The organism is Bacillus seohaeanensis (assembly GCF_042684945.1).
GTDB classification, from domain to species: Bacteria; Bacillota; Bacilli; order Bacillales; family Bacillaceae_B; genus Rossellomorea; species Rossellomorea seohaeanensis.
This window is the reverse complement of record NZ_JBHUMF010000004.1, coordinates 28,293-44,778: the sequence shown is the minus strand read 5'-3', so window position 1 is coordinate 44,778 and position 16,486 is coordinate 28,293. Positions and strand designations below refer to the sequence as shown.

Here is a 16,486-nt window from a genome sequence, read left to right as displayed (position 1 = left end):
TCGGTTCCACTCTATTTTATATTTTCAAATGTTGTTAAAAATAACCTTTGAAAACAATGGAGGGTAAAAGTAATTTCTTTTATTTTTTATAGTAAATAAGTATTGGGTATTTAAGACTGTTGGTAATTAAGAGCTAAATAAACATTTTGCGGTTAATTATAAAGTCTTTCCTTTAAAATTATAGAAAAAGTGGAAAAACCATGACATAATATAAGAAAAATAAAATTGAAGGAAAACAGAAAAAGGGAGTTAAATACCATGATAAAAGTAGGAATTGTTTTGCAATTAGAACCCCTCGACAACACTGAAAACGAACGATATAAATGTAAAGTAGTGGAATTCGATGAAAATGTACTCTATATTGATTATCCAATCCATATGAAAACGGATAAAACAATTTTTTTAATGGATGGGACGCAATTAAAAGCAAGTTTTGTATTTAATGATCAAACGGTATATATGTTCGATACGGAAGTCTTAGGTAGAAAAAAATCGAAAATACCGATGGTACATATTGATTTTAAAGGTGAAGACCAATTAATTAAAATTCAAAGAAGACAGTTTGTGAGGGTTGATACCTCAATAGATATTTCCTTAATGATGAAAGAAAATCCATTTCCAACAATAACAGAGGATATAAGCGCAGGTGGATGTGCAGTTATTCTAAATAGAGAGATTGAACTCGCAAAAGGTAATCAGTTCCCTGTTTTATTAGTTTTTCCTATGCAAACTGGTGAATATCATTATTTAGAAATAGATAGTAGAGTGGTCCGACTATGGGAAAAAGATAAAAAAAGAATTGCCTCTATTCAATTCATTAACTTGGCTGAAAATGATCGTCAAATTATTATGAGATATTGCTTTGAAAAGCAATTAGAAATGAGGAGGAAAGGGTTAAAAGAATAAAAAAAAGTAATTTTACACATACTTTTTCTATATATGTAGGAAAGTAGTGGTAAAATGAAAAGAGTAGAAAGAATCCTTATCAAATTAGTATTTATTCATTTTCTATTTCTTTTAGCGGTGCAATTTTTTATTCATAAACTAGAAGTGCTTCCTGAAGTAAATAAAATTGTATTTTATGAAGGTGTAGAAAAAATGAAGTATAGCGAAATTATTGAAACATTATCAGGAAAAGTAGATGACTAAAAAAGCATTATTATTTACGCGATGTAGTCATATAGCGGGGACGGACTCTTATAGTTTTTAAACTTGTAGAGACTGTCCCATTTTTTTAATATAGTAGTGTACGCTTCAAAATTAAGCACATGTTTTATGTTAAAATAAAATAGTGGACTATATAGAAATTGAGTAGGTGGATTATATGGAAAAATTAAGAATTGCAATTGATGGACCAGCTGCTGCTGGGAAAAGTACAGTGGCAAAAATTGTAGCCGAGAAACTAACATATCTTTATATTGATACTGGAGCTATGTATCGTTCGCTTACATATAAAGCATTAAAACAAAATATTAACTTAAATGATGAACAAAAGCTGCTAAATTTGTTACTCCGTACAGAAATAAAGCTAGAACAAAATGCCACTGGTCAAACAGTGATAGTAGACGGAGAAGATGTCACGAACGAGGTTAGACAAAGTGATGTGACAAACTCTGTGTCAATTGTTGCGAAGCATTCTCTTGTAAGGGAAGAGATGGTGAAAAGGCAGCAGGAATTGGCAAGTGCGGGCGGTGTTGTAATGGATGGAAGAGACATTGGAACACATGTAATTCCAGATGCAGAAATAAAAGTATTTTTGCTTGCGAGTGTAGATGAAAGAGCTAAAAGAAGGCACGAGGAAAATGTTTCAAAAGGTTTTCCTTCCGATTTAGAACAATTAAAACAAGAAATTGCAACACGAGATAAACTTGACTCTGAAAGAGAAGTTGCGCCATTAAAAAAAGCAAAAGATGCCATCGAAATTGATACAACTTCTTTGACCATTCCTCAGGTAGTAGATGAAATAATGAAACTCACTTTAGAAAGGAACGGTTAAGGTGACATTTTATACATTCGCAAGAGGAGTAGTAAAAGTAGTATTGACTCCTTTATATAGAATTGAAACAATTGGATTGGAAAACTTTCCGAAGGACGGTGGTGTTTTACTTTGCGCCAATCATATTGATAATTTAGATCCGCCGGTCGTTGGCCTTACCGCTCCAAGACCTGTTTCTTTTATGGCTAAAGCAGAGTTATTCTCAGCACCTATTCTAAAAACGCTGTTACCCCATATCAGGGCGTTTCCTGTAAAACGAGGATTGAGTGACCGGGAAGCACTAAGAAGTGGACTGAGGCTTTTGAAAGAAGGAAATGTTTTAGGACTATTTCCAGAGGGAACAAGAAGTAAGACTGGAGAACTGGGTAAAGGACTTTCCGGTGCAGGTTTTTTTGCCCTTCGCTCCAATGCGCATGTAGTACCTTGTGCCATTATTGGCCCCTATAAACCTTTTAGAAAGCTTAAGGTCGTTTATGGAAAACCGATTTCTATGTCAGAACTTCGTGAACAAAAAGTGAATGCGGAACAAGCAACCCAAGCTATCATGGACCAAATTAAGCTATTAATTGAACAAAACAAATAAGCGTCTTGCTTGACAAATAGTTTGATTTGTTAGAAGTTTATAGAAAGAATATTTTAGGAAAATTGTGAAAAAACACAAATTCTGTAGTCATGGATTAAGGAGGAGTACATATGGTAGAAGACATGAATAATGTGGAAGTAAGAAATCTTGAAATTGGTGATAAAGTAAAAGGTACTGTAACCAAAGTTGAAGAAAAACAGGTCCTTGTAGATGTTGAGGGCAACAAAGTAGATGGACTTATCCCTATTAGTGAACTATCAAGTCTTCATATTGAAACGGCTTCCGATGCGGTGAAAGAAGGAGATGTACTTGAGTTAATCGTGACAAAAGTAGAAGAAGAGTTACTTGTTCTTTCTAAACGCAAGGTTGATGCTGAAAAAGCATGGGATGAAATGAAGCGTCTCTTTGAAGAAGAAAAAGTGTTTGAAGCAGATGTAAAAGATGTTGTAAAAGGTGGATTAGTAGTTGACCTTGGTGTAAGAGGATTTGTGCCTGCTTCATTAGTGGAAGATCACTACGTTGAAGATTTTAGTGATTATAAAGATAAAACATTAACATTTAAAATAGTAGAGTTAGACCAAGACAAGAATCGTTTAATCTTATCTCACCGCGCTGTTGTAGAGGCTGAAAAACAAGAGCAGAAGAAAAAAGTATTAGAAGATATCCAACCAGATAATGTGCTAGAGGGAACTGTTCAGCGCATTACTGATTTTGGTGCCTTTGTTGACATTGGAGGAGTGGATGGTCTCGTTCATATCTCCCAACTGTCTCATGAGCATGTAGATAAACCTTCTGATGTCGTTCATGAGGGACAAAAAGTTCAAGTTAAGGTACTTTCAGTTGATCGTGATAATGAACGAATTTCTCTTTCTATAAAAGAGACACTTCCAGGGCCATGGAGTAATCTTTCGGAAAGAGCATCAAAAGGAACTATCTTAGAGGGTGAAGTGAAAAGACTTGTATCCTATGGTGCTTTTGTAGAAGTATTCCCAGGTGTTGAAGGTCTCGTGCATATTTCTCAAATTTCTCATAAACATATCGGAACACCTCATGAAGTGTTAAAAGAGGGGCAAACGGTTAAAGTGAAGGTTCTAGAAGTGAATGAAAATGAACAACGACTTTCATTAAGTATAAAGGCCCTAGAAGAGAAAGAAGAAGAGAACTTTGACTATGAAATGCCTGAAGAGAATACTGGCTTCCAACTAGGTGAAATGATTGGAGATAAATTAAAAGATCTTAGAAAATAACGGTGATGAATAGTGACTAGAGCAGACAGAAAACAAGAACATATCCAATATGCCCTATCAACAGGGCAGGAAAGAAAAGCAGGTTTTGATGATGTTGCTTTTGTCCACCAAAGCTTACCGAATAGTATAGTTGAAGATGTGAGTCTTCAATCTAAAATTGGCGAACTATATTGGAGTTCGCCAATTTTTATAAATGCTATGACAGGAGGCGGTGGTGAACAAACAGCACTTCTCAACGAGCGCTTAAGCATTATTGCACGGGAAACAGGTGCAGCAATGGCTGTAGGATCTCAAATGTCAGCGATAAAAAATCCCTCAGAGCGTGGAACATATGAAATTGTACGAAAGAAAAACCCAAAAGGAACGCTATTAGCGAATTTGGGGAGCGAGGCAACTGTACAACAAGCTAATCAAGCTGTGGAAATGATTGAGGCCGATGCCTTGCAGATTCATTTAAACGTGATTCAGGAGTTGGTAATGCCTGAAGGAGATCGAGACTTTCGTAATGCTATAGACCGAATTGGACTAATTGCTGATAGCCTAAAAGTTCCGGTTATAGTGAAAGAAACTGGATTTGGAATCAGCAAAGAAGCAGCTGCGGAAATTGCTAAGACTTCTGTGGCTGCAATAGATGTTGGAGGTTTTGGCGGCACGAATTTCTCAAAAATTGAAAATCAAAGAAGAAGAAGAATTCTTCACTATTTTAATAATTGGGGAATTCCAACAGCGGTTTCTATAGTAGAAACAACAAGTTCAGCACGACCTAAACCTGTGCTTGCATCAGGGGGGATTCAAAATAGTCTCGATATGGTGAAGGCATTAGGATTAGGAGCTTCTGCTGTAGGCATTGCAGGATACATATTAAAAGTATTAAATGAAAGTGGTTTAGACAAGGCAATTGAAGAAATAAACGAATTGCAAAATGATTTAAAATTTCTACTTTGTGCACTAGGATGCACTTCTGTGTCTGAACTTCAAGACAAACCGATGATATTGTCCGGGGAAGTTTATCATTGGTTAAAAGTTAGAGGGCTAGAACCTGATCGTTTTAGTCAAAGGTAGTAGAAAAGGGATAAATCCATTCCGTGGATTTGTCCTTTTTTTGTTATCTAGTTCTAACGTTTAGCTTAGTTTTATGTTTAATATCTGCTGATTACTTGCGGTGTCAATCTTCTTCGCAAGCTGATCAAGCCACTGCTGCTTTTCTTTGTCTAGCGCCACCGGCTAGCTCGCTGTGAAAAAGATAAATTCCCCCTAAAGGCAGAGGGCGCCTTTTGGGGGAATTTCCTATTTTCTTCGCGAGCTGATCAAGCCGCTGCCGCTTTTCTTTTTACCGGCGTTGTTCTTTTCTTGCTTCTTCGGGGCTTTGCATTCTTGTTGCTCCACCGTAATGAAGAGCTTGGTCCCGATCCGCTTCTACTCTATTGCTTTTTCTAAGTTTTCTTTCTTGACGGTCTTTTCCCATGATTTCCACCTCCCTATCTTCATTTTTCTTCAAATTAATTTTTGCATACATGAATGGAATACATAAAATTTTTCCATAATGTGAATAATAGGAGGGAGTTGGGTTAAATGGAAGGTATATTTTATTTATGGATACTTTGGGCTATATGGGTATATACTACGTTTTTACTTAACAAAAACGTAGCCTATCGATATTCATTATCTTGCTTTTTATTAGTTCTTATTATTCTTTTTCCTATTGAATTGACTATATATTCCTATAAAATATCAGCCCCATTGTTAATGTTGTTGACTGTGGGGATTTACAAAAGTAGAACATTTTTATTGAAGGAAAAGCTCTACCTTCTATTATCTTCTATTACCGTTGGTTTAATCTATTCAAGCTTACAATTACTGGCGATATACGACCCGGTATGGGTCATCGTTGACCAAAAATGGATGTTCTCCATAATAAGTATGGTTAGTGTATACCTTTTGTTTTCTAATGCACATACTTCTAAAAAAAGAATCGTAACACTTGTTATGGGAAGTATAATTGGTGAGTTTTTTGCGGCGAGCGTTCTTCTAAATGTTGGGTTTCCATACACAATTGGAAGCTATGCGTTTCTAGATTACCTCTCTGTTTGTTTACTAGGCATTATGTTCATGCATATTATTAGTGGACTTCATGCCTCAATCGTGAGAATTCCAACTAGAAAAGGGGAAATGAAAAACTTATGAATGAGTATGTTTATCCAGTTATTTTCGGTGTAGTAATTGGGACTTTAACCCGAATTTATATGCTTAGAACGGATTACCGTCAGTATCCTACCTATCTACACGGGAAGATTATACATATTGCCTTAGGGTTTATTGCGGCAGGATTGGGAACAATTGCAGTACCTGCACTATTGGAAGAAAACTTCACTGCAATTACATTTTTGACAGTAGCTGCATCACAATTTAGGGATGTCCGGAATATGGAAAGAGGAACGCTTACCGAGCTGGATAGCTATGAATTAGTACCTCGAGGCAAAACGTATATAGAAGGTATTGCGGTCGCGTTTGAAAGTCGTAACTATTTGGTGATTTTTACTTCCCTGCTCACCACTTTAGCTTATATTGTAATAAATTTTTACGTAGCTTTAGTGATTGGTATTTTAGCGATGGTTGTTGCCCATTTTCTTATGGCTGGAGGTAAGTTGAAAGATATTGTAGACATTGAGTTTGTTTCACCTCACTTCGATGGTCCGGGATTATACGTAGATGATATTTATATTATGAATATTGGTTTAGAGGTTAGGAAAAAAGAAATACTAAAGTATGGTATGGGGTTTATATTAACTCCGAAAAGTTTTGATGCACGGTCTACAATATCAAATTTGGGGCAAAGGCAGGCAATATTACACGATATGTCTACATCTCTTGGGATTTTTAAAGACTCTGGTACTCCTGCGCTAACACCACTTGCGAAAAGGGATCTAGATGATGGACGTGTAGGGATTTTCGTTCTTCCTCAACGCAGGGATATTGAAAAAGCAATAGCGACTTTAGGGCAAGTACCAACCCTCGAAAATGCCATACGAATGCCAACTGAATCAAAGGCCAATAACGAGGAGAGCGATTCAAAATGAAGATAGAAAAGTATATATTGGCAGCAGTAACAACCTCCCCGGAAAGGGTACCAAGTGGGACGGCTGTTTTTCATTGTAAAACCGAAGAAGAGTTGCAAAAAATATGTGCAAATCTTGAAGCCATTTTAGATGGTATTGCCCATGAGCTAGACCCTGGATTATTTATTATCGTAAAACATTGATTGCGAGTTTCCACTTTTACTGATAAAATAACAAAGTTAGGGGCTGACCCATAAGGTAATCAATGGCCTTAAGGGTCAGCCTTTTTACTTGTAGGAGCCTTTATAATATTTCCTTTAGGATTTTCTTAGTAGCTTGTTAAATTAGGCTGACTTTATTCCGCGTTAACGGGCAGTATCCCTCTCCGCCTCAAGGTTTAAGAAATCATAGAAGCATAGGCAGGGACAACTACCCGTAAATGTTCAATTGATTGCCTGCAGCTACAGGATATATTATTTTAAAATAAGGTAAATGATTAAATGAAAACGGATAAAAGAATGCAATACTTTCTTTTTGAAAGGGTGACTAATATGACTAAACCAGTTGTAGCCATTGTAGGGCGTCCAAATGTGGGGAAATCGACAATTTTTAACCGAATAGTTGGAGAAAGAATCTCAATTGTTGAGGATGTTCCTGGAGTAACGAGAGACAGAATATACAGTTCAGCAGAATGGTTAACACATGAATTTAATATGATTGACACAGGTGGAATTGAAATTGGGGAAGAACCTTTCCTTGAGCAAATCCGTCAACAAGCTGAAATAGCAATAGATGAAGCGGATGTTATTATATTTATGGTAAATGGCAGGGAAGGTGTCACGTCTGCCGATGAAATAGTAGCAAAAATTTTATATCGCAGCAATAAACCAGTAGTTCTTGGGGTAAATAAAGTAGACAACCCTGAGATGAGAGAAATGATTTATGACTTTTATTCTCTTGGATTTGGAGAACCTTATCCTATTTCTGGCTCTCATGGTCTGGGACTAGGAGATTTGTTGGACGAAGTGGTGAAAAATTTTAAAAACATTGAAGATGATCCATACGAAGAAGACGTTATTAAATTTTCTTTAATTGGACGACCTAATGTTGGTAAATCATCGCTTGTTAACGCGCTATTAGGAGAGGAACGAGTTATTGTAAGTGATGTAGCAGGAACGACAAGGGATGCTATTGACTCTACATATACGTTTGATGAACAAGAATATGTCATTATTGATACTGCTGGAATGAGAAAAAAGGGTAAGGTGTATGAAACTACTGAAAAATATAGTGTTTTAAGAGCCCTTAGAGCAATTGAACGTTCAGATGTTGTCTTGGTAGTTATTAATGCTGAGGAAGGTATTATTGAACAGGATAAGAAAATTGCGGGATACGCTCATGAAGCAGGTAGGGCCGTAGTCATTGTAGTCAATAAATGGGATGCTGTAGAAAAAGATGAAAAAACGATGAAAAAGTTTGAACAAAATATTCGAGATCATTTCCAGTTTTTAGACTACGCACCAATTACATTCCTGTCTGCTAAAACGAAAAAAAGAGTACACACGCTATTACCTATCATCAATCTTGTTAGTGAAAACCATTCGCAAAGAGTACAGTCGAGTATTCTTAATGAAGTGGTGATGGACGCTGTTGCAATGAATCCGACCCCAACAGATAAGGGGAAAAGATTAAGAATTTATTATGCTACACAAGTGGCTGTTAAGCCGCCGACATTTGTTGTATTCGTAAATGAACCAGAATTAATGCATTTTTCCTACGAGCGCTTCTTAGAAAATAGAATTCGTGAAGCATTCGGCTTTGAAGGAACGCCAATTCGGATTATTGCTCGTGCAAGAAAATAGAGAGGCGGGGATTTTTTATGAATGAAAAAAGGAACATTGCTGTAATAGGAGCAGGAAGTTGGGGGACGGCTCTAGCAATGGTACTAGCTGATAATCAACATTTAGTTCGATTATGGGGTCATAAAAAGGAACAGATAGATGAAATCAATCATCATCATACTAATGAAAAGTATTTAAAAAATGTACAACTACCCCCTCGTATAAAAGGGTACACAAGCTTAAGTGAGGCACTTCAAGGTGTTGAATTAATTATCTTAGCTGTTCCTACAAAAGCAATCCGTGAAGTCCTAGGGAATGTTCAACAAGTACAACAGTCGCCGCTTACTGTTGTTCATGTAAGTAAAGGGATTGAACCAGATACATTATTAAGGATATCTGAAATGATTGAAGATGTGATGGAAGGAAATAATCTTAAAGATGTAGTCGTATTATCGGGACCAAGTCATGCAGAAGAAGTCAGTTTAAGACATCCGACTACAGTAACAGTTTCATCTAAGAATATGAAAGCTGCAGAAGAAATCCAAGATTTGTTTATGAACCAGCATTTTCGTGTATATACAAACCCCGATGAGATCGGAGTGGAAATCGGAGGTGCTTTAAAAAATATTATTGCGCTTGCTGCCGGAATAATCGATGGACTAGGTTACGGAGATAATGCAAAAGCAGCATTGATTACCAGGGGGCTAGCAGAGATTGCCCGCTTAGGTACAAAAATGGGTGCGAACCCATTAACATTTTCCGGACTCACAGGTATTGGAGACCTCATTGTTACTTGTACAAGTGTGCATTCAAGAAACTGGCGTGCTGGCAATATGCTTGGTAAAGGACAAAATTTAGAAGATGTTTTAGCTAACATGGGTATGGTGGTAGAAGGGGTTCGAACAACGAAGGCTGCCTATCAACTAGCAAAGAGATTTGATGTGAAAATGCCAATTACAGAGGCACTCTACTCCGTGTTATTTAGTAATGTTGAAGCATCGGTGGCAGCAGATGCATTGATGGGTCGCATGAAAACAAATGAAATGGAAGACCTTGTGAACATATTAGGAGAAAGAATGACAGACGAATAAAGTAAAACCTCAATTAGTTAGAGGATGCTGCATGTTAATGCATGGAAAATTCGTTCGTATAACTTTTCTTAATAAAATCTTTTTATAATAGGCATTCGAGGATACACGCGTGCTATCTATTGCATAAACTGTCTTGAAGACAAACAGCTTTGCCTTTGGATGGGAAGGTCAATAGTTAGGGCAGCTCGAACTTTCTAGAAAAAATAGGAGATTTAACATGTGAAAAAATAATTTTTCTTGGCAGATGCTGCATTCTTTTGCATGTTATTAAAAAACCTAGAATTTTTAGGAAAGTAGAGTCTGTCCTTTTTTTATTGGGCTGATTTCTAAAAGATTGTTGCTTTTAACAACAGTTGAAAATATAGAGTGAATTGGAGAGGAAAGCAAAGCAAAGCAAAGCAAAGCAAGTGCTTGCAGCGGAACGGTCCATTATCCACGAACAACAAACTTTATGAAAACAGCCTTTTCCTATCATCATTTTCATAATTATAATTGATATCGACTAATGGAAGCATTACCATTATCTAATGGAGAAGTGTAGAAATAGTATTTTACTATATTAAGAAACATTCAAAAATGAGAGCTGGTTCACTCTGTGGTCAACAAAATTCGGAAGGATAACATTTTAACTTTTTCATGAACAAACGGAATAAATGGCTAATAAAAATAATTGTTATGTTATAATACATACGTTAAAAATACCCGTATTGCAGAATAATTAATTTAGATTATATCTTTTACTAAGTAGAAGACTCTTTTAATAAAGGAGGGTGTTACAATGTCATCAATGACAAAAATGTGGATTTCATTTGCTTCTATGGGCTTTATGTTTTTTGCGATATTATCAATATACTTTAGTCGTTACAAATTAAAAAAGGGTGTTTTTCGTTTTATCACTGCCCTTATAGCCTACATATTTATGATATCTGGGGGACTAATGATGGTTTATATCGTTTTTAGTGGTCCGACGAACTAAGAAGATAGGAAAGGAGTATTTATGGCTTTAAAGAGAATAGGACAGGCATTATTTCTTGTCTTAACGATACCGATGCTAACAGGATGTCTATTTCCGGAAGAAAAAAAACAGCAAAATCAAGTGCCATATGAAGAGCAAATTAAAATAGTACAAAATGCAATCGATCAATATCAAAAAGATAACAATGGATTACTTCCAATAAAAACAAGGGACCAAGATACAGCAATTTATCAAAAATACCCGATTGACTTCCAAAAGATTGTACCTCAATACACCCCTGAAATACCAGGAAACGCTTTTGAAAATGGAGGTATATTTCAGTATGTGTTATACAATGTTGAAGAAGATCCGACAGTGAAAATTTTTGATTTACGGATAGCGGAAAAAATTCGTGAACTTACTATTCGAATTCAGGCACAAGGATATCCTCCGTTTAAAAATCAAGTAGTTGGTAATGTCTATACATTAAACTATAAAACACTTGGATATAAGGAAGAACCTCTTGTAGTAAGTCCATATTCTAACAAAAATTTACCGTTTGTCATCAATGGAGATGGTGAAATTTTCGTTGATTATTCAGTTGATTTATATGAGAAATTAAAAAACTCAGAATTAGACGTTAAACAAGGTGCTGATATTAGAAATGTCTTAACAGAGGACTCTTATTTTGTACCCGCGTATTCTTTGCCATATACTATTGATGAAAATAATGAGCCAATTTTTCTTCAACAATAGGTAATAGATCCTGAATTTATGTGATTTAACTACGGTTAAAAATGTAATTATCGCTTTAAACCGCAGTAGCTATGGCTGCTTTAATAAAATATAAAGGTTTCTTCTTTAGTTAAGTAAAGTTAATAACAAAAATAGTCATAACCTTTTCCTTGCAAAATATATTGTAGGGGAAGGGTTTTTATTTTTTCGTTACCCAAAGGGGTCGTATTCATCACTAAATCTTACAAAAAAAGTTCTGACAGAATAAATTTTATACCCTTTAGGCATAAGGAGGTAAAAAAAGCATATTAATAGTCATAAGTCATTAGGACAACATCATAAAAATAGAATGTCCAAACGAAAATATTCGGATGAAACATCCCTGGAATATAAAGATGGGAGGGAAATCTCTTGGAAAGAGTAGACCTATTCAAAGACATTGCTGAAAGAACTGGTGGAGATATCTATTTAGGTGTGGTAGGAGCAGTTCGTACAGGAAAATCAACATTCATCAAAAAATTTATGGAACTCGTTGTCCTTCCTAGTATTGCGAATGAATCAGAACGTGCGAGGGCACAGGATGAACTGCCGCAAAGCGCAGCAGGGAAAACAATCATGACAACTGAACCAAAATTTGTTCCAAATCAAGCGATTTCGGTTCAAGTTGATGAAGGGTTAGATGTAAACGTAAGATTAGTGGACTGTGTCGGCTATACGGTCCCAGGTGCAAAAGGATATGAGGATGAAAATGGTCCTCGTATGATCAATACCCCTTGGTATGAAGAGCCGATACCATTCCATGAGGCAGCGGAAATCGGTACTAGAAAAGTTATTCAAGAACATTCTACAATTGGTGTTGTTGTGACAACGGATGGTTCAATTGGGGAAATTGCCAGAAATGACTACATTGAAGCCGAAGAACGAGTAATTGAGGAATTAAAAGAAGTAGGAAAACCATTTATTATGGTTATTAACTCGGCACGCCCTCATGCACCAGAAACAGAGGATTTAAGGGTAAAGCTTGAAGAGAAATATGACATACCGGTTCTTGCGATGAGTGTTGAAAGTATGAGAGAAGCGGATGTATTGAATGTATTACGAGAAGCACTGTTTGAGTTCCCGGTACTAGAAGTAAACGTGAACCTACCAAGCTGGGTAATGGTACTTAAAGAAGACCACTGGCTTCGCCAAAATTATCAAGAAGCCGTGAAAGAGACAGTGAAGGATATTAAACGCTTAAGAGATGTAGACAGGGTTGTAGACTACTTCAGTGATTTTGAGTATATTGAGCGTGCAGGACTAGCGGGTATTGAAATGGGGCAAGGGGTAGCAGAAATTGACTTATTTGCGCCAGATGAGCTATATGATGAAGTACTAAAAGAAATTGTAGGAGTAGAAATTCGAGGGAAAGACCATTTGTTAGAGCTAATGCAGGATTTTGCGCATGCTAAGCAAGAGTATGATCAAATTGCTGATGCACTAAAAATGGTAAAACAAACAGGGTATGGCATTGCGTCCCCTTCATTAACGGATATGAGTTTGGACGAACCAGAGATCATTCGCCAAGGTTCTAGATTCGGGGTTAGCCTTAAAGCAGTTGCCCCATCGATTCACATGATTAAAGTGGATGTACAATCCAAGTTTGAACCTATCATCGGTACCGAAAAACAAAGTGAAGAGCTAGTACGTTATTTAATGCAGGACTTTGAAGATGATCCCCTTTCCATTTGGAACTCTGATATATTTGGTCGCAACTTAAGCTCCATCGTTCGTGAGGGAATTCAAGCAAAGCTATCGTTAATGCCTGAAAATGCACGTTATAAATTAAAAGATACATTAGAAAGAATTATCAATGAAGGTTCTGGCGGTCTGATCGCTATTATTCTTTAGACTCTCAATTGAGGGTCTTTTTTATTGTTGAATAAATTATAAAGTATTTTCATGTGAATGATTAAGACATAAAGTGATTTGTCTAGTTCTAGCGACTAGCTTGCTGCAAAAAAGATAATTTTATATTTTTCTCTAAAGGCCAAAAATGCTCTTTGAAAGAAATCTCTATTTTCTTCACGAGCTACTCTAATGTGCTTCCGCTTTTGTTCTTTTTGAGGTCTAAGCCCTTCTTTCTGCATAGTTAAAAATAATCATGTTTTGTTACATTTTTGTATCAAATAAGAAAAGATTCCCATTAATTCTTGGTTTATTGTTGCTAAGGGAATTTTTATGTGATAATCTTTTAACAGAATTGTTGTTGAATATTGATTCATCAACGTTTTTAGCGATTTTTCTACCTCTATGTATAGAATTCGCGAAAATTGTTTACTAATGTAAATAATAGAATTAATCATGACAAAAACATTTCCTTTGGGAGGAGGTGAATGGCATGAACAAGACAGAATTAATTAATGCTGTTGCAGAAGCTGCTGAGCTTTCTAAAAAAGATGCTACAAAAGCGGTTGATGCAGTTTTTGATACAATTCAAAGCTCACTAGCTGACGGTGATAAAGTACAATTAATTGGTTTTGGTAACTTTGAAGTACGTGAGCGTGCTGCCCGCAAAGGTCGCAATCCACAAACTGGACAAGAAATCGAAATCGCAGCAAGCAAAGTACCTGCTTTCAAACCAGGTAAAGCGCTTAAAGATGCTGTAAAATAATTACATACTTTGAGCGTAAGTTGAGGTCGCATTATTGCGGCCTTTTTTTATTGAGGAGATAAAATCAATATCTGGTAATGAAAGCTTTGAATGAAAGAAATTATATCCCAATGAGTTTTTTATAAATTAAGTTGCCTTTAGTATGGATTAAAAGCTCTGAATTTATTAAAAGATTTGGCTGAGCACAGGATTTTGATGGTATTATATGCTTATGCTAAGATTGAAAATGTTAAAATTTTTTTTGAAATGTAGGAGGACAAACGAATATGGCAGAAGTCAATCGTGCTCAAATAGAAGAAGCAGTAAAACTAATATTAGAAGCGATCGGAGAAGATCCTACTAGAGAAGGATTATTAGATACACCTAAACGTGTCGCTAAAATGTATGAAGAAGTATTTTCAGGAATTGATGTTGAGCCAAAAGAATACTTTCAAACTATTTTCAGTGAAGATCATGAAGAGTTGGTGCTTGTAAAGGATATTCCTTTCTATTCAATGTGTGAACATCACCTTGTACCTTTCTATGGTCATGCACATGTTGCGTATATTCCTAGAAATGGAAAGGTAACTGGTTTAAGTAAATTGGCTAGAGCTGTAGAGACGGTTGCCAAGCGTCCTCAATTACAAGAAAGAATAACTTCAACTGTTGTGGATTCTATTATGGAAACATTAGAGCCATATGGTGCAATGGTAGTGGTTGAGGCTGAGCATATGTGTATGACAATGAGAGGTGTTAAAAAGCCTGGAAGTAAAACTATTACAACAGCGGTTAGAGGAAGTTTAAAAGAAGATGCACAATCTAGAAATGAAGTGCTTGCGTTTATTAACGCTTAGACAATACAAAAAGTAACATCATCTTTTTCACAGCGAACTATCTACCGGAACTAGAGAATAAAGGGGTGGCAATATGGAAAAAAATGAATATGTAGTCATCAAAGCAATTGAAGATGGTGTAAACGTTATCGGATTAACCCGTGGAACGGATACAAGGTTTCATCACTCAGAAAAATTAGATAGTGGAGAGGTAATGATAGCTCAGTTTACAGATCATACATCTGCTATAAAAGTTCGTGGTAAAGCAAAGATTCTTACAAGCTATGGAGAAGTGGAAAGTGAGAATAGGAAATAAAGGTGGCAGAATTGTAGCTCAGGAAACTGTCTATGCTTTCTACCATGCTTTCTTTAGAAAAGAGTTAGAAGTATTGGAGGGAGAAGTCATTTGACTATCCCTTTATTTTTTGTGCTTGTAGGTTCCTTTTCTATTAGGATTGCCTCATCTAGCTTTAGCACCTAACTCCTTAATCCTATTGGGGCTAGTCAAGGAACTCTGCCTTTTAAACATTACTCTTACAAGAATTGTTTACATAAATTGTTATTAGGTGAAATGTGTATAATAAAGGTTCTTATACTTTATATGCACTTTTTATGCTATAATATATATTACTGAAATTTTTTTGTTCGATAGCTACTAGAAATGGGGAAAAGGGTTATGAAATTCATTGATTGGAACCACCAAGCGAATATTATTCAAGATTACTTGGACGAACAATTACATCATTCCTTTTTGCAGGAATATATAAAGGAGCCTACTGTAGACAGGGATCGGATTTATTTTCTCCTTTTGCCGTTTAGTGAGTCTGATATGTCCTCAAGGCAAGAGATTGTTCAGTGGATATCCACAGCAATGCTATTACAAGTAGCCCTTGATACCCATGAAAAGGTAACAGTTTCCGATGAAGAGTCACTACTAGAAAGACAATTGACTGTTCTTGCAGGAGTTTATTTTAGTAGTCTTTATTATAAAATACTAGCCAAAGCAGATAATATAGGCCTGATTAGAAAGCTAGCACGAGCTATTACAGATATAAACGAAAGTAAAATTTCTATCTATAAAAAAGAAGAAAATGATATGGAATCGCTCCTTGAAAACATTAGGATAATGGAGTCTTCTATCATTTCTCATTTCCTGTCTTTTTTTCATCAAGAAAGTTGGAGTCCACTCGTAGAGGAGGTACTTCTATTTAAAAAACTTGTTGGAGAAAAACAGAGTTTCGGTAGTAGAGATACAACTCCTTTTATTGAATCTGTGGTGAAGATTCATTTTTCTAAGACCATGAAAAGTGAACATCCTTTCATTTTGTCACAAGAACAAGTTACAATGACGAACAGTATTTTAGATGAACTTCTCATACAGTCAAAAAATGAAATTCTTTATCAATTAGAACAAGTGAAAAGTGAATCTCCCTTTATTTATAGTCAGATACTAAAATTGGTTGAACAATCATATACAATGCCACAAATGAAATTATATGCGGAAGAAGGGTAAAGTA

The 16,486-nt window shown here is 35.9% G+C and carries 19 protein-coding genes; 18 read left to right on the top strand and 1 reads right to left on the bottom strand.

Annotated elements, in window-relative coordinates; genetic code table 11:
* Positions 1-258 precede the first annotated feature (258 nt).
* The 6 genes from ACFSUL_RS02070 to fni all read left to right on the top strand — a co-directional run bounded on the left by ACFSUL_RS02070 (position 259) and on the right by fni (position 4,888).
* The gene (locus ACFSUL_RS02070; protein WP_377932256.1) at positions 259-906 is read left to right on the top strand and encodes a flagellar brake protein; all 648 of its coding nucleotides are present in this window, start codon (positions 259-261) and stop codon (positions 904-906) included.
* A 54-nt stretch (positions 907-960) separates the two neighbouring features.
* Positions 961-1,149 carry a YpfB family protein gene (locus ACFSUL_RS02065; protein ID WP_377932254.1) on the top strand — a complete coding sequence of 63 codons (189 nt, stop codon included), beginning with the start codon at positions 961-963 and terminating at the stop codon, positions 1,147-1,149.
* A gap of 175 nt (positions 1,150-1,324) precedes the next feature.
* Positions 1,325-1,996 (top strand): (d)CMP kinase, encoded by a 672-nt coding sequence (gene cmk / locus ACFSUL_RS02060; protein ID WP_377932252.1) that lies wholly within the window; start codon positions 1,325-1,327, stop codon positions 1,994-1,996.
* Position 1,997: 1 nt separating this feature from the next.
* Positions 1,998-2,579 (top strand): lysophospholipid acyltransferase family protein, encoded by a 582-nt coding sequence (locus ACFSUL_RS02055; protein WP_377932250.1) that lies wholly within the window; start codon positions 1,998-2,000, stop codon positions 2,577-2,579.
* Positions 2,580-2,689: 110 nt separating this feature from the next.
* A complete protein-coding gene (rpsA, locus tag ACFSUL_RS02050; protein ID WP_377932248.1) occupies positions 2,690-3,826 on the top strand; it encodes a 30S ribosomal protein S1 in 1,137 nt (378 codons plus the stop codon).
* Positions 3,827-3,838: 12 nt separating this feature from the next.
* Positions 3,839-4,888 (top strand): type 2 isopentenyl-diphosphate Delta-isomerase, encoded by a 1,050-nt coding sequence (fni, locus tag ACFSUL_RS02045; protein ID WP_377932246.1) that lies wholly within the window; start codon positions 3,839-3,841, stop codon positions 4,886-4,888.
* 268 nt (positions 4,889-5,156) lie between these two features.
* Here fni and ACFSUL_RS02040 read toward each other — a convergent pair whose 3' ends face one another.
* The gene (locus ACFSUL_RS02040; RefSeq protein WP_071411474.1) at positions 5,157-5,291 is read right to left on the bottom strand and encodes a YpzI family protein; all 135 of its coding nucleotides are present in this window, start codon (positions 5,289-5,291) and stop codon (positions 5,157-5,159) included.
* A gap of 107 nt (positions 5,292-5,398) precedes the next feature.
* Here ACFSUL_RS02040 and ACFSUL_RS02035 point away from each other — a divergent pair, with 107 nt between their 5' ends.
* The 12 genes from ACFSUL_RS02035 (at position 5,399) to ACFSUL_RS01980 (ending at position 16,482) form a co-directional block, all read left to right on the top strand.
* Positions 5,399-6,010: a YphA family membrane protein gene (locus tag ACFSUL_RS02035; RefSeq protein WP_377932243.1), complete on the top strand. Its 612-nt coding sequence runs from the start codon at positions 5,399-5,401 to the stop codon at positions 6,008-6,010.
* The gene (locus tag ACFSUL_RS02030) at positions 6,007-6,903 is read left to right on the top strand and encodes a YIEGIA family protein (protein WP_377932241.1); all 897 of its coding nucleotides are present in this window, start codon (positions 6,007-6,009) and stop codon (positions 6,901-6,903) included. The genes ACFSUL_RS02035 and ACFSUL_RS02030 overlap by 4 nt, the downstream gene beginning before the upstream one ends.
* On the top strand, positions 6,900-7,085 hold the full coding sequence (locus ACFSUL_RS02025) for a capping complex subunit for YIEGIA (RefSeq protein ID WP_377932239.1): 186 nt from the start codon (positions 6,900-6,902) through the stop codon (positions 7,083-7,085). The genes ACFSUL_RS02030 and ACFSUL_RS02025 overlap by 4 nt, the downstream gene beginning before the upstream one ends.
* 348 nt (positions 7,086-7,433) lie before the next feature.
* On the top strand, positions 7,434-8,744 hold the full coding sequence (der, locus tag ACFSUL_RS02020) for a ribosome biogenesis GTPase Der (protein WP_377932237.1): 1,311 nt from the start codon (positions 7,434-7,436) through the stop codon (positions 8,742-8,744).
* 17 nt (positions 8,745-8,761) lie between these two features.
* On the top strand, positions 8,762-9,814 hold the full coding sequence (locus tag ACFSUL_RS02015) for an NAD(P)H-dependent glycerol-3-phosphate dehydrogenase (RefSeq protein ID WP_377932235.1): 1,053 nt from the start codon (positions 8,762-8,764) through the stop codon (positions 9,812-9,814).
* A 778-nt stretch (positions 9,815-10,592) separates the two neighbouring features.
* Positions 10,593-10,790, top strand: a complete 198-nt coding sequence (locus ACFSUL_RS02010) for a DUF2768 domain-containing protein (RefSeq protein WP_377932233.1) — start codon at positions 10,593-10,595, stop codon at positions 10,788-10,790.
* A 21-nt stretch (positions 10,791-10,811) separates the two neighbouring features.
* Positions 10,812-11,525, top strand: coding sequence for a hypothetical protein (locus ACFSUL_RS02005; RefSeq protein ID WP_377932231.1), 714 nt, complete (start codon positions 10,812-10,814; stop codon positions 11,523-11,525).
* A gap of 390 nt (positions 11,526-11,915) precedes the next feature.
* Positions 11,916-13,394, top strand: coding sequence for a stage IV sporulation protein A (gene spoIVA, locus ACFSUL_RS02000; RefSeq protein ID WP_377932229.1), 1,479 nt, complete (start codon positions 11,916-11,918; stop codon positions 13,392-13,394).
* Positions 13,395-13,884: 490 nt separating this feature from the next.
* Positions 13,885-14,157, top strand: coding sequence for an HU family DNA-binding protein (locus tag ACFSUL_RS01995; protein WP_071411483.1), 273 nt, complete (start codon positions 13,885-13,887; stop codon positions 14,155-14,157).
* A gap of 266 nt (positions 14,158-14,423) precedes the next feature.
* Complete coding sequence (folE, locus tag ACFSUL_RS01990; protein WP_377932226.1) at positions 14,424-14,990, top strand: GTP cyclohydrolase I FolE; 567 nt, start codon at positions 14,424-14,426, stop codon at positions 14,988-14,990.
* Positions 14,991-15,063: 73 nt separating this feature from the next.
* On the top strand, positions 15,064-15,285 hold the full coding sequence (mtrB, locus tag ACFSUL_RS01985; RefSeq protein ID WP_377932224.1) for a trp RNA-binding attenuation protein MtrB: 222 nt from the start codon (positions 15,064-15,066) through the stop codon (positions 15,283-15,285).
* A 360-nt stretch (positions 15,286-15,645) separates the two neighbouring features.
* Complete coding sequence (locus tag ACFSUL_RS01980; protein ID WP_377932222.1) at positions 15,646-16,482, top strand: heptaprenyl diphosphate synthase component 1; 837 nt, start codon at positions 15,646-15,648, stop codon at positions 16,480-16,482.
* Positions 16,483-16,486: the final 4 nt, after the last annotated feature.